15 protein-coding genes are annotated in these 19,561 nt (G+C 62.2%); 12 read left to right on the top strand and 3 right to left on the bottom strand.

From position 1 onward, the window contains the following. The first annotated feature begins 336 nt into the window (after positions 1-336). The 4 genes from WD006_RS06860 (at position 337) to ntrC (ending at position 5,279) form a co-directional block, all read left to right on the top strand. Positions 337-1,752, top strand: coding sequence for a 3-hydroxylaminophenol mutase (locus tag WD006_RS06860; protein WP_011516773.1), 1,416 nt, complete (start codon positions 337-339; stop codon positions 1,750-1,752). 121 nt (positions 1,753-1,873) lie between these two features. Next, the gene (locus WD006_RS06855) at positions 1,874-2,455 is read left to right on the top strand and encodes a DUF4124 domain-containing protein (protein WP_375199098.1); all 582 of its coding nucleotides are present in this window, start codon (positions 1,874-1,876) and stop codon (positions 2,453-2,455) included. A 5-nt stretch (positions 2,456-2,460) separates the two neighbouring features. Next, positions 2,461-3,624, top strand: a complete 1,164-nt coding sequence (gene glnL / locus WD006_RS06850) for a nitrogen regulation protein NR(II) (RefSeq protein ID WP_011516771.1) — start codon at positions 2,461-2,463, stop codon at positions 3,622-3,624. Positions 3,625-3,719: 95 nt separating this feature from the next. Further along, positions 3,720-5,279, top strand: coding sequence for a nitrogen regulation protein NR(I) (ntrC, locus tag WD006_RS06845; protein WP_029307584.1), 1,560 nt, complete (start codon positions 3,720-3,722; stop codon positions 5,277-5,279). 79 nt (positions 5,280-5,358) lie between these two features. On the opposite strand, the gene WD006_RS06840 is transcribed toward ntrC, so the two are convergent. From WD006_RS06840 to WD006_RS06830, 3 genes are all read right to left on the bottom strand, one after another. Next, complete coding sequence (locus WD006_RS06840) at positions 5,359-5,667, bottom strand: hypothetical protein (protein ID WP_029307585.1); 309 nt, start codon at positions 5,665-5,667, stop codon at positions 5,359-5,361. A gap of 46 nt (positions 5,668-5,713) precedes the next feature. Continuing rightward, positions 5,714-7,348: a M30 family zinc metallopeptidase gene (locus tag WD006_RS06835; RefSeq protein WP_413784089.1), complete on the bottom strand. Its 1,635-nt coding sequence runs from the start codon at positions 7,346-7,348 to the stop codon at positions 5,714-5,716. A 163-nt stretch (positions 7,349-7,511) separates the two neighbouring features. Then, positions 7,512-8,318 (bottom strand): HAD-IIB family hydrolase, encoded by an 807-nt coding sequence (locus WD006_RS06830; protein WP_029307587.1) that lies wholly within the window; start codon positions 8,316-8,318, stop codon positions 7,512-7,514. A gap of 205 nt (positions 8,319-8,523) precedes the next feature. Between WD006_RS06830 and ugpB the strand changes: the two genes are divergently transcribed. From ugpB to lpdA, 8 genes are all read left to right on the top strand, one after another. Beyond that, positions 8,524-9,834 carry a sn-glycerol-3-phosphate ABC transporter substrate-binding protein UgpB gene (gene ugpB, locus WD006_RS06825; protein ID WP_029307588.1) on the top strand — a complete coding sequence of 437 codons (1,311 nt, stop codon included), beginning with the start codon at positions 8,524-8,526 and terminating at the stop codon, positions 9,832-9,834. A gap of 76 nt (positions 9,835-9,910) precedes the next feature. Further along, the gene (gene ugpA, locus WD006_RS06820) at positions 9,911-10,792 is read left to right on the top strand and encodes a sn-glycerol-3-phosphate ABC transporter permease UgpA (RefSeq protein ID WP_011516765.1); all 882 of its coding nucleotides are present in this window, start codon (positions 9,911-9,913) and stop codon (positions 10,790-10,792) included. 10 nt (positions 10,793-10,802) lie between these two features. After that, the gene (gene ugpE, locus WD006_RS06815) at positions 10,803-11,651 is read left to right on the top strand and encodes a sn-glycerol-3-phosphate ABC transporter permease UgpE (RefSeq protein WP_029307589.1); all 849 of its coding nucleotides are present in this window, start codon (positions 10,803-10,805) and stop codon (positions 11,649-11,651) included. 9 nt (positions 11,652-11,660) lie between these two features. Further along, complete coding sequence (locus WD006_RS06810) at positions 11,661-12,764, top strand: sn-glycerol-3-phosphate import ATP-binding protein UgpC (protein ID WP_011516763.1); 1,104 nt, start codon at positions 11,661-11,663, stop codon at positions 12,762-12,764. Then, entirely contained in the window at positions 12,761-13,498 is a 738-nt protein-coding gene (gene ugpQ, locus WD006_RS06805) for a glycerophosphodiester phosphodiesterase (RefSeq protein ID WP_029307590.1), read from the top strand. Before WD006_RS06810 ends, ugpQ begins: the two co-directional genes overlap by 4 nt. Positions 13,499-13,778: 280 nt before the next feature. Continuing rightward, positions 13,779-16,631: a 2-oxoglutarate dehydrogenase E1 component gene (locus WD006_RS06800; protein ID WP_011516761.1), complete on the top strand. Its 2,853-nt coding sequence runs from the start codon at positions 13,779-13,781 to the stop codon at positions 16,629-16,631. Positions 16,632-16,724: 93 nt separating this feature from the next. Then, the gene (odhB, locus tag WD006_RS06795; RefSeq protein WP_011516760.1) at positions 16,725-17,984 is read left to right on the top strand and encodes a 2-oxoglutarate dehydrogenase complex dihydrolipoyllysine-residue succinyltransferase; all 1,260 of its coding nucleotides are present in this window, start codon (positions 16,725-16,727) and stop codon (positions 17,982-17,984) included. A 125-nt stretch (positions 17,985-18,109) separates the two neighbouring features. Continuing rightward, on the top strand, positions 18,110-19,534 hold the full coding sequence (gene lpdA / locus WD006_RS06790) for a dihydrolipoyl dehydrogenase (RefSeq protein WP_029307591.1): 1,425 nt from the start codon (positions 18,110-18,112) through the stop codon (positions 19,532-19,534). Positions 19,535-19,561 lie beyond the last annotated feature (27 nt).

Raw genomic sequence — 19,561 nt, 5'->3', positions numbered from 1 at the left:
TTCGTGGTGAGCACATAAACAGTGCAAATCCTTGGATTGCGCACCGTTATGGTGTTTGATTGGGGTGAGCGGCGTGCGCGGGCAGTGCACTTCGCCAAGGCATCAAGTTGATTGGCTGGATTGCATGCAATCCGGTGTTTTCGCTCCGGTGCGCGCCAATCCAAGCCAGTGCACGTTTTTCGGGAAGTCGGGAGTCTGGCAGGCGGAAAGGTGGCTTCGGCTGGCACGCTTTCTGCTAACATTCGACGTCCCTTTTGGGGCGGTCCAGGCAGATGACCGCACCAACTTTGGCTTACCCACTTTCCCAGTTTCAGCCCGAATTTCCAGGAGATAGGCATGGCGCAGAGCGTTGCAGATGTGATGAAGCTCGTGAACGAAAACGACGTGAAGTTCGTCGATTTCCGTTTCACGGATACCAAGGGCAAAGAACAGCACGTCTCGGTGCCGGTGTCGCACTTCGACGAAGACAAGTTCGAGAGCGGCCACGCCTTTGATGGTTCGTCCATCGCCGGCTGGAAGGGTATCGAGGCCTCCGACATGCTGCTCATGCCGGATTCGGGTACCGCCTACATCGACCCGTTCTACGAAGAGCCGACGCTGGTGCTGAGCTGCGACGTGATCGAGCCGTCGGACGGCAAGGGCTACGACCGCGATCCGCGCTCGATCGCCAAGCGCGCTGAAGCCTACCTGAAGAGCACCGGCCTGGGCGACACCGCCTTCTTCGGTCCGGAACCCGAGTTCTTCATCTTTGACGGCGTGACCTGGAACATCGACATGCAAGGCTGCTCGGTGAAGATCCAGTCGGAAGAAGCACCGTGGTCGTCGGGCAAGGAATTCGAGCACGGCAACAGCGGTCACCGTCCGGGCAAGAAGGGCGGCTATTTCCCGGTTGCCCCGATCGACACGTTCCAGGACATGCGTTCGGAAATGTGCCTGATTCTGGAATCGCTGGGCATCCCCGTTGAAGTGCACCACCACGAAGTGGCTGGCCAGGGCCAGAACGAAATCGGCACGCGCTTCAGCACGCTGGTGCAACGCGCCGACTGGACCCAGCTGCAGAAGTACGTGATCCAGAACGTCGCGCACACCTACGGCAAGACGGCCACGTTCATGCCGAAGCCGATCGTTGGCGATAACGGTTCGGGCATGCACGTTCACCAGTCGATCTGGAAGGACGGTCAGAACCTGTTCGCGGGCAACGGCTACGCCGGCCTGTCGGAATTCGCGCTGTACTACATCGGCGGCATCATCAAGCACGCTCGCGCGCTGAACGCCATCACCAACCCGGGTACGAACTCGTACAAGCGTCTGGTGCCGGGCTTCGAGGCACCGGTGAAGCTGGCCTACTCGGCTCGCAACCGTTCGGCTTCGATCCGTATTCCGTACGTGTCCAACCCGAAGGGTCGCCGTATCGAAACGCGCTTCCCGGATCCGCTGATGAACCCGTACCTGGGCTTCTCGGCACTGATGATGGCCGGTCTGGATGGCGTGATGAACAAGATCCACCCGGGCGAAGCTGCCGACAAGAACCTGTACGATCTGCCGCCCGAAGAAGACGCGAAGATCCCGACCGTCTGCTCGAGCCTGGATCAGGCCCTGGAGTACCTGGACAACGACCGTGAGTTCCTGACCCGCGGTGGTGTGTTCTCGAACTCGATGCTCGACGCCTACATCGAACTGAAGATGGAAGAAGTCACGCGTTTCCGCATGACGACTCACCCGATTGAGTTCGACATGTACTACTCGCTGTAAGCCGAGTGAGTTGCCGGGTTGTGGCCGGGCAACAGTTGCACCAGGAAGGGGCGGCTTCGGCTGTCCCTTTTTGTTTTGCGGCCACGTTGATCGCTAGAATGGGGCTCTTTTCCTAACCTACATGTCGATGTTCATGGAAGCGATCTCGAGCAGGGTCTTCAGCAATGCCAGCGGCGCGTTGCCGCACCAGATGCGTGTGGGCTTCCCCATTTTGGTGATGGTCGCGGCCATGGCGTTGCCATGGGCCCGGCCTGCCGCCGCGCAGTCGTCCGACGTGTACATGTGTAAGGGCGCCGATGGCGTGCCCGAGTACCGCAATGGCAATCCTGGCAACAGCAAGGACTGCAAGCGGCTGAACCTGCCGGATGTGGTCACCGTACCCGGCTCGCGCGCTGGTGGCGCGCCTTCGGGTGGCAAGTCGGCGGCAGCTACGTCGCCGACCAGCTTCCCGCGCGTGGATAGCGCTACGCAAAAGAGCCGTGATAGCGAGCGTCGCGCAGTGCTGGAAACCGAGCTGCAGACCGAGGAGGCCAGGTTGGCCGGCCTGCGCGCCGAGTACAACAACGGCGAGCCGGAGCGCCAAGGCGGCGAGCGCAATTATCAGAAGTACCTGGATCGCGTCGCGCGGCTTCGTGACGACATCACCCGCAGCGAAGCCAATGTGGCATCGTTGCGCCGGGAGCTTTCCGGCTTGAAGGATTGAGTGGAATGCGCCGCCTGATTCGTGAAGTGTCCCGCAAGGTAGCAGGAACGGACCGCAAGCCGGACGCCGGCGAGCCGGCCGATCGTGATGCGGACATCCTGCCGCTGGGCGGCGCGGCCCTGCATCCGGGCCTGGATGTAGTGGCCAACCCTGTGCTGCTGGTGCGCCAGCCGGGCCTGCGGGTGATTTACGCGAATCCGGCTGCGGAGGCCAGCTTTGCCGTGTCGCGCAAGGCCATGGTGGAACTGTCCCTGCCGGACCTGTTCGGGGCGTCGGAAGAACTCGACAGCATGTTCGAGACGGTGATGGCCCGGCAGGTGGACGTGCGCAGGCAGGATCTGGTCCTGCGGCCGCCATTGCAGGAACCAATGCACGCGCACGTGGTAATCGGTGGCGTGGAAGGCTACGCGAACACAGCAGTGGTCGAGGTACTGCTCAACGAGCAGAAGGTGCGCAGTGACCGCGAGGAGCGCATTCTTGACCTGACCTCGGCGAACAAGGAACTGATCCGCAATCTGGCTCACGAGATCAAGAACCCGCTGGGCGGGATTCGCGGCGCGGCCCAGTTGCTCGAGTTCGAGCTGCCCGAGCGTGCACTCCGGGAGTACACGCAGGTCATCATCAAGGAGTCGGACCGCCTGCAAACGCTGGTGGACCGCCTGCTGGAGCCGCATCGCCATCCGCACATCGTCTCGGACCTCAATATCCACGAGGTGCTGGAGCGTGTGCGCTCGGTGGTGCTGGCCGAGTTTCCCAACGGGCTGGAAATCGTGCGCGACTACGATGCCAGCCTGCCAGAATTGCGCGGCGATATGGAGCAACTGATCCAGGCCGTGCTGAACATCGTCCATAACGCCGCCCAGGCCCTGCACGAGCGTGTTGCGCGCGGCGATGCGCAGATCATCCTGCGGACCCGGGTGGCCCGGCAGGTCACGATCGCCAAGCGGCTCTTCAAGCTGGCATTGGATTTGCATGTGATTGACAACGGCCCGGGAATCCCCGAGGACATTCGCGAGCGCATCTTCTATCCGTTGGTTTCGGGCAGGGATGGCGGTAGCGGGCTCGGTCTCACACTCGCTCAAACCTTCGTGCAGCAACACGAGGGCTTGATCGAATGCGAGAGCAAGCCGGGCTGTACCGACTTCCGTATCCTGTTGCCATTGCACTAACCGCCCGATCGGCGAGACGGTGCGAGCGGCGCGGGGCCCTGCCATCAGCAGGGAATACGGGAGACCACATGACACCGAGCAGACAAGCGACGCACATGAAGCCGATCTGGATAGTCGACGACGATCAATCAATCCGCTGGGTCCTGGAAAAGGCCCTTGCCCGTGAAAGCCTGCTCTCCCGCAGTTTTACCAACGTGCGCGACGTGCTCGCGGCGCTGGAAGAGGACGAGCCGCAGGTCCTGATTTCGGATATCCGAATGCCCGGCGGTTCTGGCCTGGATTTGCTGCAGGCCATCAAGGCGCGGCATCCGGGCCTGCCCGTTATCGTGATGACGGCCTACTCGGACCTGGATAGCGCCGTGGCCGCGTTCCAGGGGGGCGCGTTCGAGTACCTGGCCAAGCCGTTCGATGTCGACAAGGCGGTCGAGTTGATTCGCCGGGCGCTCGAGGAAAGCCTGCGCGAGGAGGAAATGGACGATCGCCTGGTCGATGCGCCGGAAATCCTCGGCCAGGCTCCGGCGATGCAGGACGTGTTCCGCGCGATCGGTCGCCTGTCGCAATCGAACGTCACCGTAATGATCACCGGCGAGTCCGGTACCGGCAAGGAACTGGTGGCGCGTGCGTTGCACAAGCACAGCCCGCGCGCAAATGGTCCGTTCATTGCGCTGAATACGGCGGCAATTCCCAAGGATCTGCTCGAATCGGAACTGTTCGGCCATGAGCGTGGCGCGTTCACCGGCGCGCAGACCATGCGTCGCGGTCGCTTCGAACAGGCCGAAGGTGGCACGCTGTTCCTCGACGAAATCGGCGATATGCCATTTGATTTGCAGACGCGCCTGCTGCGTGTACTTTCGGATGGAAATTTCTATCGGGTGGGGGGGCATAATCCGTTGCGCGCGAACGTGCGCGTCATCGCCGCCACGCACCAGAACCTCGAGACGCGCGTCAAGGAAGGGCTGTTCCGCGAGGATTTGTTCCACCGTCTCAACGTGATTCGCCTGCGCCTGCCGCCGCTGCGCGAGCGTCCGGAGGACATCACGCTGCTGGCCCGCCATTTCCTGCAGAAGAGCGCGAAGGAGCTTGGCGTCGAAACCAAGCGCATGTCCGATGACGCACTGGCCTACGTCAGCACGCTGCCGTTCCCCGGCAATGTGCGCCAGCTCGAGAACCTCTGCAACTGGCTGACCGTCATGGCGCCGGCGCAGACCATCGAAGTAAAGGATTTCCCGCGCGAAATGATCGAGGTGGGGTACGGCGAAAGCAGTGTGTCGCCGATGCGTTCGCCGGGCGAGTCGAGGTCGTCGGGAGAGTACGAGGCTGCGGAAGTTTCTGACTACGGCACGCATGCCACGGGCGAGGGCGACACGATGGTCGCCACAAGACCACCCATGGCCTCTTCGGCTACGTCGTCGGCGTCGGCATTTGCGGCGAGCGCCGTCTCGGCAAGCTGGGAAACGCTGCTGGCTGGCGAGGCAAAGTCGATGCTCGAATCGGGGCAGCCCGAAGTCATGGATGCGCTGACGCGGCGATTCGAGAAAGCGGTGCTGGAAGCCGCGCTCGGTGTCACGCGCGGGCGTCGCGTGGAGGCCGCGACGCGGCTCGGCATCGGTCGGAACACCATTACTCGCAAGCTGCAGGAGCTTGGGTTCGACTGATCGCAGAGTCGTTGGTTTGTGGACCTGGATCGAGAGGCCTCGCGTTCGCGTGGCCTCTTTTTTATTTGATGGTTTCCTCTCAGGGGCTAACCGGCTCTGGCACCCTGTCGACGCGCAGTGACGGTAGCCAGACATCGGGACCCGGCGGCCGCTCGATCTTCCCCCGCGCCGTTACGCGTTTGCCCGTCAGCGCGCGAGCGTCCGCGATGGCAACGCCGCTCAGCTCCCAGAAAGTCATGTCACTGGTTTCGAGCATGACGGTCGGAAAGGGGTCGTTCCCCTTGACGTAGATCTCACCCACCAATGTCTGACGGGCGTCTGCCGGCGAGTTTGTCGCACATGCCGCGATGCTGATTGCGGCAAGTAGCGCGCCGAGGCTTGCTCTCATGCGGTGTCTCCGGAAATGCGGGGCCGCTGCGCAGCCCCTGCATTCACTATTGAATCACGACAGACAGCGTGGAGCCGGCAGGAACCTTCACGGTCTCGCTGTATGTGCCGCTCACGGCGGAACGGACCACCGGCAGGTTGGCGTATGCCTCGAGAGTGGCAGGTATCGATTGCGTCAGTGTCCGGACGGGCAGGAGCGCTTGCGGATCGATCAACGGAAGCGTGAACGGGCCGTCCTGTCGTTCCGGGAACCCAAAACCGGCAGGGCTGGGGGACTTCATTAGTGCGCCCGAAGTCGCGCCGAACCGACGTAGTTGTTCTCCGAGGCTCGATTCCGGCTGCACCGAGCGAATGGCGGAGTCGAGTGCGGCCACGGAGCTGCTGCTGGTATCCGTCAGCAAGTTCTTGTAGAAATCGAGTCCGAGTTGTCGGTTCAGGAATCCGCCGAGCGAGCCGGAGACCGAATAGCTGTCGCATGACGCGGCGAACGGTGTCCACGTTGTCAGGCTGCAGTTGTAAGAGCCGGCCTTGTAGCCAAGGTAGTCCCGGAAGCGAACGTCGCGGATTGCGTTGTAGTTTGCGTCGATCGAGAGGCTTGCGAGGTCCTCCATCATCATGGCCGAAGCCTCTTCCAGCCACTCGTCGAAGCTGTACTTCGGCCCCATGAGCATCCCGCGACGGTAGAAGTTCTGCGCGTGCACGGCCTCGTGCGCCATGGTCAGCAGCATTGTCCTCATGCCATCTTCACCACCCAGATAGAGCGTCTCGGCATCCAGATACAGGGATACGGATTCGTTGCTGAATGGATTGGTTTTCGCCGCCTTCTTGATGGCGTTTCGTCCATAGAAGTAGCCGATCCCACCAAACGGCTGGTCATTGTGGTCGAAGTTCAGGATGACGATATCGATCGGCTGTCCGGTGGCGGGGATCACGTCGAAGTAGGCGTGTTGCCCCCAGAACGGGCCGCCCACCGACTTCAGCATGTCGTAGATTTTTCCTTCCGAGGCGAAGCTGTCTGCGAGGCGGGCAACGATGTCCGGACTTACCTTGGATGCATCGTTCTCCGACCCTTCAACCCAGAAGTTGATCGTGGTGCCATCGGAGGCCTTCAGTTGACGCACAAGCATGGCCGACCGCTCGGAATTGTCGGAGTGGTACCAGGTCCTCACATCATGCACCGCCGCGGGAGTCGGCTCGCTCGTAGCGGAATGGTAGGGCGTGCTGCCACGCTTGCCGGCGAGCGCGACCCAGCCTTCACGGTTGAAGTCGGAAATGCGGCGCTTGGTTTCCTGTGTGTCGTTGTCCCACCGCAGCGCGCTTGCGACAATGCTCGGCATTTGCGAAGTCGTCAGCGAGATGTTCGGCATGGTCCGCGCAATGCCGGTGTGGTTGGTGAAGATTAGCGTCACGTCCTGGCCCTTCAATCCCGAAATGCGAATTGGCATGTCCACGGTGTCTGCAGTGGCGTTGATGCCTTTCCAGACGCCCACCCCGGTCCCCGCGTAGGTGTCTGCATCGACGGCTCCGCAGTTACTGCAGGCCGGTGTCATGACGTTGGTTGGCTTGGGCGGAGAGGGTTCTGGAGTCGAGGGCGCACCGGACGTGGTCACGGGCTGGGAGGATTGATATCCGTCGCCTCCGCCTCCGCAAGCGCTCAGGGCAGTGGCCGCAAGCAGCGCCACAGCAGCGTACCTCGCTCGCGGCGATGTGCGGGATTTGTTCGTCATTGATTGTTCTCCTGGAGTATTGGCATTCCACGCCGTTGCGGCGCAGCAATGCTTATACGGGCGAGAATCGTGAGATAGCTACCCGCTCCAGGAGAACTTCAGCCTTGCTTGATGACTGTCAGGCCAACTGCCTCAGTCCCAACAACCTTTCCGCCATTTCGGCGAAACCTTCGCCACCGGATGCATTGGTGACGTAGGCCGGTTTGTGCGGCAGCAGGTGGAGGATGTCACCCACGTTGGCAACGCCGACCGACAGCGGGAAGTGGCCGAACATCGCGACGTCGTTGGCCGAGTCGCCAATGAACAGCCATTCGTCGCGATGGGCGTCGACGTCGTCACCGAGGAGTTCCTCTACACACAGCCGGCTCATCGATAGTTTGTCATGGTGCCCGAACCATCCATTCACATGGATCGAACTGATCGTTGCCGTCATGCCAGCCTCGCGCATTATCTCGGCGATCCGGTCAACGGCCGGTTGCGGCAGCGGCGGGACGTCCTCGGCATGGTCGATCGCGAGATCGGCAGCATGCCAGGCTTGGTCCGATGCCAGCGCGCAGCCGGGGACCTCGCGCAGGATTTTCTGACCGAGCGCGTGGATGCGAAACAGGTTGACATCGCGCGTTTCCGCATCGTCCAGAAAACGGGTAACCAGCTTGCCATCACGCAGATGCGAGTAAAAGGCGCCGTTTTCGCCGATGATTGCGTCAACCGGCCACAGACGAGTCAGAATCTCCGCCCACGCGATGCATCGCCCGGTTACCGGAATCACATGCAGCCCGGCGCGGGTGAGACGATCCAATGCCAGATACGTGGCTGCGGGAAGGCGGCCATCGGTGGTCAGCGTGCCGTCAATGTCGGTCAGGATGCCGCGCACGCGGCGCAGGGCGGCGTCGGGCAGGGCGGAGAAAGGTTGGGGCGAGGTCATGGCGGCGAATTGTATCTGCGTCCTTGTTGCAAGGGCGATGATTGCGCAGTGTCAATATGCCGCAACAATCTCTTCGGCAAGGCGGGTTTGCCCTGTTTGCCGTGACATAAGAGCGGCGTAACATGCCTGTCACAAAAAATGCATACAGTCGGTCGCTTTTTCAAAAAAATTGGTCGGACCGAACACAGCCTCAGGAGAAATGCCAATGTCTTTTCCACGCACCGCGTTGAAGTTCGCCGCCGTTGCAAGCCTGGCCTTGGCCGGTACGGCCCATGCCGCAGTTGAGATCCAGTGGTGGCACGCCATGCAGGGCGCGCTGAACGACAAGGTCAACGAGATTGCCGACAAGTTCAACGCCAGCCAGTCCGACTACAAGATCGTGCCGGTCAACAAGGGCAATTACGACGAGACCATGGCAGCCGGCATTGCGGCATTCCGCGCGGGCGGCGCGCCGGCCATCCTGCAGGTATTCGAGGTGGGTACCGCGACGATGATGAGCGCCAAGGGCGCCATCAAGCCGGTGTCGCAGGTGATGAAGGACGCTGGCGAGAAGTTCGATCAAAAGGCGTACATCCCGGCAGTGGCGGGTTACTACACGTCGTCGAAGGGCGAGATGCTGTCGTTCCCCTTCAATAGCTCGACGACTGTCTTCTATTACAACAAGGATGCCTTCAAGAAGGCGGGCATTTCCGCTCCACCCAAGACCTGGCCCGAGGTGATGCAGTACTCGGCCAAGCTCAAGGCGTCGGGCCAGAGCTGCGCCTATACCACCGACTGGCAGAGCTGGGTGCACCTGGAGAGCTTCTCCGCCTGGCACAACACGCTCTTCGCCACGAAGAACAACGGTTTTGGCGGCACCGACGCGCGACTGGTCTTCAATAGCCCGCTGCATGTGAAGCACATCACGAATCTGCAGGAGATGGTGAAGAAGGGCTACTTCAGCTACGGCGGCCGCAAGGCGGAGTCGCAGGCCAAGTTCTACAACGGCGAGTGCGCGATGTTCACGGGCTCGTCCGCATCGCTGGCCAATATCCGCAAGAATGCCAAGTTCCAGTTTGGTGTGTCGCAACTGCCGTACTACCCGGACGTGCCGGGCGCGCCGCAGAACACGATCATCGGCGGTGCATCGCTGTGGGTGATGGGCGGCAAGAAGGCCGACGAGTACAAGGGCGTGGCCAAGTTCTTCACGTTCCTGTCGCGACCGGAGATCCAGTCGGACTGGCACCAGGCCACTGGCTACCTGCCGGTGACGATGGCTGCGTATGAGATGACGAGGAAGTCGGGTTACTACGACAAGAATCCGGGTGCCGATGTCTCGGTCGAGCAGATGGTCGTGAAGACCACCGACAAGTCGCGCGGCGTGCGTCTCGGCAACCTCGTGCAGATCCGTACCGTGATCGACGAGGAACTCGAAGCGGTGTGGGCTGGCAAGAAGGAGCCGAAGGCCGCGCTCGACAACGCCGTGGCACGTGGCAACGAACTGCTGGAGCGTTTCCAGAAGACCGCCAGGGAATAAGCCCCTGCGGTGATGGAGCTGAAGCGGGCGGCGGCACAATCGTCGCCCGTTTGCGTTTGTTTTGGGAACCCCCTCGATGGAAAAGCGCGTCGTCTTTCGCTCTCCGTGGTTGCCGTATCTGCTGGTGCTGCCGCAGATCGCCATCACGCTGATCTTCTTCTTTTTGCCCGCCGGGCAAGCGCTGTGGCAGTCGATGCTGCAGCAAGATGCCTTCGGCATCAATCTCGAGTTCGTCGGGCTCGATAACTTCGTTACGCTGTGGAAGGACCCGCAGTACATCGAGTCCTTCCAGACCACTGCGATCTTCGCCATTGGCGTGACGGTGGTGGGCCTGTCCGTGGCGTTGCTGCTGGCGTACTTCGCCGATCGCGTCATACGCGCCGCCACTGGCTACAAGACCCTGCTGATCTGGCCGTACGCGGTGGCGCCTGCCGTGGCCGGCGTGCTCTGGATGTTCATGTTCAACCCAACCCTGGGCGTGGTGTCCTACGCGCTGCGCAAAGCAGGCGTGGACTGGAACTTCCTGCTCAATGGCAACCAGGCACTGCTGCTGGTGGTGCTGGCGGCCGCATGGAAGCAGGTCAGCTACAACTTCCTGTTCTTCCTGGCCGGGCTACAGAGCATTCCGAAATCGCTGATCGAGGCCGCTGCCATCGACGGCGCGGGCCCGTGGAAGCGCTTCTGGTCGATCGTGTTCCCGCTGCTGTCGCCCACCACCTTCTTCCTGCTCGTGATCAACATGGTCTACGCCTTCTTCGATACCTTTGCGATCATCGATGCGGTGACCCACGGCGGCCCGTTCAACTCGACGAACACGCTCGTCTACAAGGTGTTCCATGATGGCTTCCGTGGCATGGATATTGGTGGCTCGGCCGCACAGTCGGTGGTGCTGATGGTGATCGTGATCGCGCTGACAGTGGTGCAGTTCCGATTCGTGGAACGCAAGGTCCAGTATTGAGGAGCCAGCCATGGTAGAACGACGTCCCGTACTCGACTTCATTACTCACCTAGTGCTGATCGTCGGCATCGCGGTCGTGGCATTTCCGGTGTACCTGACCTTCGTCGCGTCGACGCTGACGGCCGAGCAGGTACTCGATGCACCGATGACGCTGATCCCGGGCAGCCATCTGATCGAAAACTATCGCACCGTGCTGTTTCAAGGCGTGGGCGAGGCCGCTTCGCCGGTCTCGACCATGATAAAGAACAGCCTGATCATGGCGTTGGGCATTGCGCTGGGGAAGATCGCGATTTCGATCATTTCCGCCTTTGCGATCGTCTATTTCCGTTTTCCGCTGCGCAAGACGTTCTTCTGGATGATCTTCATCACGCTGATGCTGCCGGTGGAAGTGCGTATCCTGCCGACCTACAAGGTGGTATCTGACCTCGGCATGCTGGATAGCTACTTCGGCTTGACGATTCCCATCATCGCGTCGGCCACCGCCACGTTCCTGTTTCGGCAATTCTTTCTGACGATCCCGGATGAACTGGCCGAAGCCGCCCGCATCGACGGGGCCGGACCGCTGCGATTCTTCTGGGATGTGGTGCTGCCGCTGTCGCGCACCAGCATCGCCGCGCTGTTCGTGATCCAGTTCATCTATGGCTGGAACCAGTACCTCTGGCCATTGCTGATCACCACGCAGAAGTCGATGACGCCCGTGGTGGTGGGCGTGACACAGATGATTTCCCGCTCGGGCGATGCCGCTACCGACTGGAACCTCGTGATGGCCACCGTGATGCTGGCGATGATCCCGCCGGCAGTGGTGGTGGTGCTGATGCAACGCTGGTTCGTCAAGGGCCTCGTGGAAACGGAAAAATAAGGTCATTCCATGGCAAAGCTGTCTCTTCGCAACGTTCAGAAAACCTACGCCGGGGGCACGCAGGTCGTGCACGGCATCGACATGGAAATCGCCGACGGCGAGTTCATCGTGATAGTCGGGCCGTCCGGCTGCGGCAAATCCACGCTGCTGCGCATGGTGGCCGGCCTCGAGACGATCACCGGTGGTGAGATCCATATTGGCGACAAGGTCGTCAACGATCTGGAGCCGGCCGCGCGTGATATCGCGATGGTGTTCCAGAACTACGCGCTCTATCCGCACATGAGCGTGTACGACAACATGGCGTACGGGCTGAAGATCCGCGGGATGTCGAAGGGCGAGATCGAGCAGCGCGTCAAGCATGCGGCCGGCATCCTGGAACTTGCGTCGCTGCTCGATCGCAAGCCGCGCGCATTGTCTGGCGGACAGCGGCAGCGTGTGGCGATGGGCCGTGCAATCGTGCGTGAGCCATCGGTGTTCCTGTTCGACGAGCCGCTGTCGAACCTCGATGCCAAGCTGCGCGTGCAGATGCGGCTGGAGCTCAAGGATCTGCACCGCCGGCTCAAGACGACCAGCCTCTATGTGACGCACGACCAGGTGGAGGCCATGACGCTGGCGGACCGCATGATGGTGCTCAATGGTGGCCGGGTGGAGCAGATCGGCACGCCGCTGGAAGTCTATGCGCGACCGGCCAGCACGTTCGTCGCCGGCTTCATTGGCTCGCCGCCGATGAATCTGGTGCCGGTGGCGCGGAACGGAAGCGGGCAGGGCGTCGCGCAAATGCGGGTCCAACCGAAGGACGGGCAGGCAGCGGCGACGCTGGGACATCTGCCGATGGGGCTGCATCTGCCCGAACAGGCGCTGATGGGATTGCGTCCCGAACACATCGAGCCTTGCGCCGTGCACGAGGCCATCGCCGAACTGGATGTGAGGGTGGTGGAGGCGCTCGGCGCGGATTCGTTCGCGTACGGATCGCTCGGCGGCCAGCCCATCGTGGTCAGGCTCGACAGCCAGACGCAGGTGCGTGCCGGTGACAAGCTGCCGATTACGGCGTCGGCCGAGCATCTGCATTTCTTCGACGTGCAGTCGGGCAAGCGTATCGAGGCTCAGGCATGACGAATTGGCCCTATCCCCGCTTTATTGCCCATCGCGGCGCGGGCAAGCTGGCTCCCGAAAACACGCTGGCCGCGTTTCGGCACGGTGCGTCGTTCGGCTACCGGATGTTCGAGTTCGACGTGAAGCTGTCTGCCGACGGCAAGCCGATCCTGATGCACGATGCGACGCTGGATCGCACAACGACCGGCAAAGGGCGTGTCGATGCGCTGACGCTGGGCGAACTGGCGGCGCTGGATGCTGGCGGCTGGCACAGTCCCGCGTACGCGGGCGAGCCGGTGCCGACGCTGGCGGCCATTGCTCACTATACGCAGGCCAATGGCTTCATGGTCAATATTGAGATCAAGCCGGTGCCAGGGGCCGAATATCGGACTGGTGCGGCCGTGGCGCTTGACGCACTTTCACTGTGGAGGGGCGCTGGCACGCCGCCGTTGCTGTCCTCGTTCTCGGAAGTGGCGTTGGAGGCCGCGCATCAGGTGGCGCCAGACCTCCCGCGTGCCTTGCTGCTGGATACACTGCCTGCCGATTGGCTCGAGCGGCTGCGCCGGCTGGAATGCGTGGCGCTCGACGCCAACCACCGTGAACTCGATGCTGCTGTCATCGGCGCCGCGCATTCGGCTGGGTTCAAGGTCCTCTGCTACACGGTCAACGACCGGGTGAGGGCAGCGAACCTGCTGTCATGGGGGCTGGACGGCTTGATCACCGATGCGGTCGATCAGATCGCGCCACAGTCCTGAACAGTCCGTCTTGTTTTGCATCACGAAAAGTCCCTACGAGTCCAGGGCAAACGTGCTATGCTTCGCGAGTGAAGACTTAGGTCCTTCCCCGCACAACTTGCCCTTTCGGGTCTAGCGGCGAGACCGAAAACTAGCGGCACCTGACACGGTGCCGTTCGTTCAAGGTGGTAACCGTTGGGCCCCCAAGAGTTGTTTGCAATCCGCTAACCGGTCGAGCCGTGTCGCGGAAGGTTGATGAACCCGCTTAACTCCGGCATTCCCGGAGAATAGTGAGCGCCCCATGATGCAGCAGTATCAAAGCAATTCGTACCTCTTCGGCGGCAACGCCCCCTATGTGGAAGAGCTGTACGAGGCCTACCTCCAGAATCCCAGTTCGGTTCCCGACAACTGGCGCGCGTATTTCGACGCGATGCAGAATGTCCCGGCTGCGGATGGTTCCAACGCCCGCGATATCCCCCACGCACCGATCGTCGCCTCGTTCGCCGAGCGCGCCAAGCAGGGCCCCATCAAGACCATTGTTGCCTCGGCCGATTCCGATATGGGCCGCAAGCGCGTCGCTGCCACGCAGCTGATCGCCGCTTACCGCAACATCGGCTCGCACTGGGCTGACCTCGATCCGCTCAAGCGCCAGGAGCGTCCGCCCCTGCCTGACCTGGATCCGGCGTTCTACGGCTTCTCCGAGGCTGACCTCGATATCGTCTTCAATGCCAGCAACACGTACTTCGGCAAGGAGTCGATGAGCCTGCGCGAGCTGCTCAACAACCTGCGAGAAACGTACTGCGGCACCATCGGCGCCGAGTTCATGTACGTGAGCGACCAGGCGCAGAAGCGCTGGTGGCAGGAGCGCCTGGAAACCACGCGTTCCAAGCCCGTGTTCACGCTGGAGAAGAAGAAGCACATCCTCGACCGCCTGACCGCGGCCGAAGGCCTGGAGCGATTCCTCCACACCAAGTACGTCGGCCAGAAGCGCTTCTCGCTCGAAGGTGGCGAGAGCTTCATCGCCGCGATGGACGAACTGATCCAGCACGCCGGGACCAAGGGCGTGCAGGAAATCGTGATCGGCATGGCTCACCGTGGCCGTCTGAACGTGCTGGTCAATACGCTGGGCAAGATGCCGGCCGACCTGTTCGCTGAATTCGAAGGCAAGCACGTCGACGACCTGCCGGCCGGTGACGTGAAGTACCACAAGGGCTTCTCGAGCGATGTCTCGACGGAAGGCGGCCCGGTTCACCTGTCGCTCGCGTTCAACCCGTCGCACCTGGAAATCGTCAACCCGGTGGTCGAAGGCTCGTCCAAGGCTCGCCAGGAACGCCGCGGCGACGTCGGCCACAAGGAAGTGCTGCCGGTGCAGGTGCACGGCGACGCGGCCTTTGCCGGCCAGGGCGTGGTGATGGAAACGCTGAACCTCGCGCAGACCCGCGGCTACGGCACGGGTGGCACGATGCATCTGGTTATCAACAACCAGATCGGTTTCACCACGTCGGACCCGCGCGACGCCCGTTCGACGCTGTATTGCACGGACGTGGTCAAGATGATCGAGGCGCCGGTGCTGCACGTGAACGGCGACGATCCCGAAGCCGTGGTGTACGCCATGCAGCTGGCCGTTGATTTCCGCATGGAATTCAACAAGGACGTCGTGGTCGACATCATCTGCTTCCGCAAGCTGGGCCACAACGAGCAAGACACGCCGGCTATGACGCAGCCGCTGATGTACAAGAAGATCGGCCAGCATCCGGGTACGCGCAAGCTGTACGCTGACAAGCTGGTGGCGCAGAGCCTGACCCCGGCCGAGTTCGGCGACGAGCTGGTCAAGGACTACCGTGCCGCCATGGACGCTGGCAAGCACACGGTGGATCCGGTCCTGTCGAACTTCAAGAACAAGTTCGCTGTGGACTGGATGCCGTTCCTGAACCGCAAGTGGACGGACGCTGCCGACACCGCCGTGCCGATGACGGAACTGAAGCGTCTGGCCGAGCGCATCACCACGATTCCTGAGCACTTCAAGCTGCATCCGCTGGTGGAGAAGGTCGTCAAGGACCGCTCCAACATGGGCCGCGGCGAGCAGATGCTGGACTGGGGCATGGGTGAACACCTGGCCTTCGCTTCGCTGGTTGCATCGGGCTACCCGGTGCGTATCACCGGCCAGGACGCCGGCCGCGGTACCTTCACGCACCGCCACGCCGTGCTGCATGACCAGGCTCGCGAGCGCTGGGATGCCGGCTCGTACGTGCCGCTGCAGAACGTGTCGGAAAACCAGGCACCGTTCACGGTGATCGACTCGGTGCTGTCTGAAGAGGCCGTGCTCGGCTTCGAATACGGCTACTCGACCGCCGAACCGAATGCGCTGGTGATCTGGGAAGCCCAGTTCGGCGACTTCGTCAACGGCGCTCAGGTTGTGATCGACCAGTTCATCTCGTCGGGTGAAGTGAAGTGGGGTCGCGCATCGGGCTTGACGATGATGCTGCCGCACGGCTACGAAGGCCAGGGTCCGGAACACAGCTCGGCCCGTATCGAGCGTTTCCTGCAGCTCTGCGCCGATCACAACATCCAGGTTGTCCAGCCGACCACGCCGGCCCAGATCTTCCACCTGCTGCGTCGCCAGATGATCCGTCTGTTCCGCAAGCCGTTGGTGATCATGACGCCGAAGTCGCTGCTGCGTAGCAAGGATGCCGTGTCGCCGCTGTCCGATCTGGCCAAGGGTCATTTCGAGACCGTGATCCCCGATCACGAGGAACTGAACGCCAGCAAGGTCAAGCGCGTGATCATGTGCTCGGGCAAGGTCTACTACGACCTGGTCAACACCCGCCGTGAGCGTGGTGCCACCGACACGGCGATCATCCGCATGGAACAGCTGTATCCGTTCCCGCACAAGGCCGTTGCCGCGGAACTCAAGAAGTATCCGGGCGCGACCGAAATCCTGTGGTGCCAGGACGAGCCGCAGAACCAGGGTGCCTGGTTCTTCGTGCAGCACTACATCATGGAAAACATGACGGAAGGCCAGAAGCTCGGTTATGCCGGTCGTCCCGCCTCGGCTTCGCCGGCGGTGGGCTACTACGCAAAGCACAACGAGCAACAGAAGGCGCTGCTGGACGCTGCGTTCTCCAAGCTCAAGGGCTTTGTTCTGACCAAGTAATTCGTCGGCACCCGCGGCCGCGCACCAGGATGCGCGCCGCGGGTCAGCCTACCCGCAACGAAACACACGCATACATCGAGGAATTTTCAAACCATGGCTATTGTTGACGTCAAGGTTCCCCAATTGTCGGAATCGGTCGCCGAAGCGACCATGCTGAACTGGAAGAAGAAGCCGGGCGAAGCTGTTGCTCAGGACGAGATCCTGATCGAAATCGAAACCGACAAGGTTGTGCTGGAAGTGCCGGCACCGTCGGCTGGCGTTCTGTCGCAGATCATCAAGAACGACGGCGATACCGTCGTGGCCGATGAAGTGATCGCCAAGATTGACACGGCAGCCACCGCAGGCGCTGTGGCACCGGCCGCCGCCGCTCCGGCTCCCGCCGCAGCAGCACCGGCCCCGGCAGCTGCTGCCCCCGCAGCCGCTGCCAGCGCTGGCGCCATCGCCATGCCGTCGGCTGCCAAGCTGATGGCCGAAGGTGGCCTGTCGGCTTCGCAAGTGGCTGGCACCGGCAAGGACGGCCGCATCACCAAGGGTGACGTGCTGGCCGCCGGCTCGGCTCCCGCTCCGGCCGCCAAGGCTGCTCCGGCTCCGGCCGCCGCCAAGCCGGCCCTGCCGCAAGTGTCGGCCCAGGTTGACTTCGCCGCGCTGGGCGATCGCCCGGAAGAGCGCGTGCCGATGAGCCGCCTGCGCGCGCGTATCGCCGAGCGTCTGATCCAGTCGCAATCGACCAACGCCATTCTCACCACCTTCAACGAAGTGAACATGAAGCCGGTGATGGATCTGCGCGCCAAGTACAAGGATCGCTTCGAGAAGGAACATGGTGTGAAGCTGGGTTTCATGTCGTTCTTCGTGAAGGCCGCCGTGCACGCGCTGAAGAAGTACCCGGTCATCAACGCCTCGGTGGACGGCAACGACATCGTCTACCACGGCTACTTCGACATCGGTATCGCCGTGGGCTCGCCGCGTGGTCTGGTGGTGCCGATCCTGCGCAACGCCGACCAGATGAGCCTGGCCGACATCGAGAAGAAGATCGCCGAGTTCGGCACCAAGGCGCGTGACGGCAAGCTGTCGCTGGAAGAACTGACCGGCGGTACGTTCTCGATCTCGAACGGCGGTACGTTCGGCTCGATGCTGTCGACCCCGATCATCAACCCGCCGCAGTCGGCCATCCTGGGCGTGCACGCCACCAAGGACCGTGCCGTGGTGGAAGACGGCCAGATCGTGATCCGTCCGATGAACTACCTGGCGATGTCCTACGACCACCGTATCATCGACGGCCGCGAAGCCGTTCTGGGTCTGGTGGCCATGAAGGAAGCGCTGGAAGATCCGGCTCGTCTGCTGCTGGACCTGTAATTCAGGCCAGACCTCCGTCTATCGTTTGTCGTCGTCCCCGCGCTTCGCGCGCGGGGACCCGGCCGCTACCTCGCCGCCGGACGCCCGCCCTTGCGCGGGCATGACACACCAGAGAGAAATTTCCCATGAGCAAACAATTCGACGTGCTGGTGATCGGCGCCGGCCCCGGCGGCTATATCGCCGCCATCCGCGCTGCCCAGTTGGGCCTGAACGTGGCTTGCCTGGAAGGCAACGCCTATGACGATCCGAAGGGCGAAGCACGCCTGGGCGGTACCTGCCTGAACGTGGGCTGCATTCCGTCCAAGGCACTGCTGGCATCCTCGGAAGAGTTCGAGAACGCCTCGCATCACCTGGCCGACCATGGCATCACCGTGGGCGACGTCAAGGTCGACGTGGCCAAGATGCTCAAGCGCAAGGACGACATCGTCAGCAAGATGACGAAGGGCATCGAGTTCCTGTTCCGCAAGAACAAGGTGACCCTGTTCAAGGGCTACGGCAAGTTCACCGGCAAGGCTGCAGAAGGCTTCCAGGTGGAAGTGAATGGCGAGACGCTGACCGCCAAGCAGGTCATCATCGCCACGGGCTCGAAGGCTCGCCATCTGCCGGGCGTCGCTGTCGACAACAACCTGATCAGCGATAACGAAGGCGCGCTGAAGTTCGGTACCGTGCCGAAGAAGCTGGGCGTGATCGGCGCCGGCGTGATCGGCCTGGAGCTGGGCTCGGTGTGGCGCCGTCTGGGTGCCGAAGTGACCGTGCTGGAAGCGCTGCCCGCATTCCTGGGCGCCGCCGACGAAGGCGTGGCCAAGGAAGCGCAGAAGCTGCTGACCAAGCAGGGGCTGCAGTTCCACCTGAGCGTCAAGGTCGACGAAGTGAAGACCGGCAAGGACAACGTCACGGTCAACTACACCGACAAGGACGGCAAGGCGCAGACGCTGGAAGTCGATCGCCTGATCGTGTCGGTGGGCCGCGTGCCGAACACCGACAACCTCGGCCTGGACGCCGTGGGCCTGGGCGTGGACCAGCGTGGCTTCATCGAGGTGGACGACCACTGCCAGACCAAGGTGCCGGGCATCTGGGCAATCGGCGACGTGGTGCGTGGCCCGATGCTGGCCCACAAGGCAGAAGACGAAGGCGTGGCCGTGGCCGAACGTATCGTTGGCCAGAAGCCGCATATCGACTTCAACACGGTTCCCTGGGTTATCTACACGTTCCCGGAAATCGCGTGGGTCGGCAAGACCGAGCAGCAACTCAAGGCCGAAGGCCGCGAGTACAAGTCGGGCCAATTCCCGTTCATGGCCAATGGCCGTGCGCTGGGCATGGGTGCTTCGGACGGTTTCGTGAAGATGCTGGCCGATGCCAAGACCGACGAGATCCTGGGCGTGCACATCGTGGCCGCGAATGCATCGGACCTGATCGCCGAAGCCGTGGTGGCGATGGAGTTCAAGGCTGCGAGCGAAGATATCGGTCGCGTCTGCCACCCGCACCCGTCGATGTCGGAAGTCATGCGCGAAGCCGCGCTGGCCGTCGACAAGCGTCAGCTCAACATGTAAGGCATTTGCCTCGCAAAGTGTGAGCAT

The sequence above is a fragment of the Cupriavidus sp. Met-2 genome, from assembly GCF_049843575.1.
GTDB classification, from domain to species: domain Bacteria; phylum Pseudomonadota; class Gammaproteobacteria; order Burkholderiales; family Burkholderiaceae; genus Cupriavidus; species Cupriavidus metallidurans.
The sequence above is the reverse complement of the archived record's forward strand: the minus strand, read 5'-3'. Positions and strand labels throughout refer to the sequence as shown.

Coding starts and splice junctions, on each gene's coding strand:
- WD006_RS06860 (WP_011516773.1), top strand. CDS start 337: ATGGCGCAGAGCGTTGCAGATGTGATGAAGCTCGTGAACGAAAACGAC.
- ugpQ (WP_029307590.1), top strand. CDS start 12,761: ATGACGAATTGGCCCTATCCCCGCTTTATTGCCCATCGCGGCGCGGGC.
- WD006_RS06855 (WP_375199098.1), top strand. CDS start 1,874: ATGTCGATGTTCATGGAAGCGATCTCGAGCAGGGTCTTCAGCAATGCC.
- WD006_RS06800 (WP_011516761.1), top strand. CDS start 13,779: ATGATGCAGCAGTATCAAAGCAATTCGTACCTCTTCGGCGGCAACGCC.
- lpdA (WP_029307591.1), top strand. CDS start 18,110: ATGAGCAAACAATTCGACGTGCTGGTGATCGGCGCCGGCCCCGGCGGC.
- odhB (WP_011516760.1), top strand. CDS start 16,725: ATGGCTATTGTTGACGTCAAGGTTCCCCAATTGTCGGAATCGGTCGCC.
- glnL (WP_011516771.1), top strand. CDS start 2,461: ATGCGCCGCCTGATTCGTGAAGTGTCCCGCAAGGTAGCAGGAACGGAC.
- ugpB (WP_029307588.1), top strand. CDS start 8,524: ATGTCTTTTCCACGCACCGCGTTGAAGTTCGCCGCCGTTGCAAGCCTG.
- ugpE (WP_029307589.1), top strand. CDS start 10,803: ATGGTAGAACGACGTCCCGTACTCGACTTCATTACTCACCTAGTGCTG.
- WD006_RS06840 (WP_029307585.1), bottom strand. CDS start 5,667: ATGAGAGCAAGCCTCGGCGCGCTACTTGCCGCAATCAGCATCGCGGCA.
- ugpA (WP_011516765.1), top strand. CDS start 9,911: ATGGAAAAGCGCGTCGTCTTTCGCTCTCCGTGGTTGCCGTATCTGCTG.
- WD006_RS06810 (WP_011516763.1), top strand. CDS start 11,661: ATGGCAAAGCTGTCTCTTCGCAACGTTCAGAAAACCTACGCCGGGGGC.
- ntrC (WP_029307584.1), top strand. CDS start 3,720: ATGAAGCCGATCTGGATAGTCGACGACGATCAATCAATCCGCTGGGTC.
- WD006_RS06830 (WP_029307587.1), bottom strand. CDS start 8,318: ATGACCTCGCCCCAACCTTTCTCCGCCCTGCCCGACGCCGCCCTGCGC.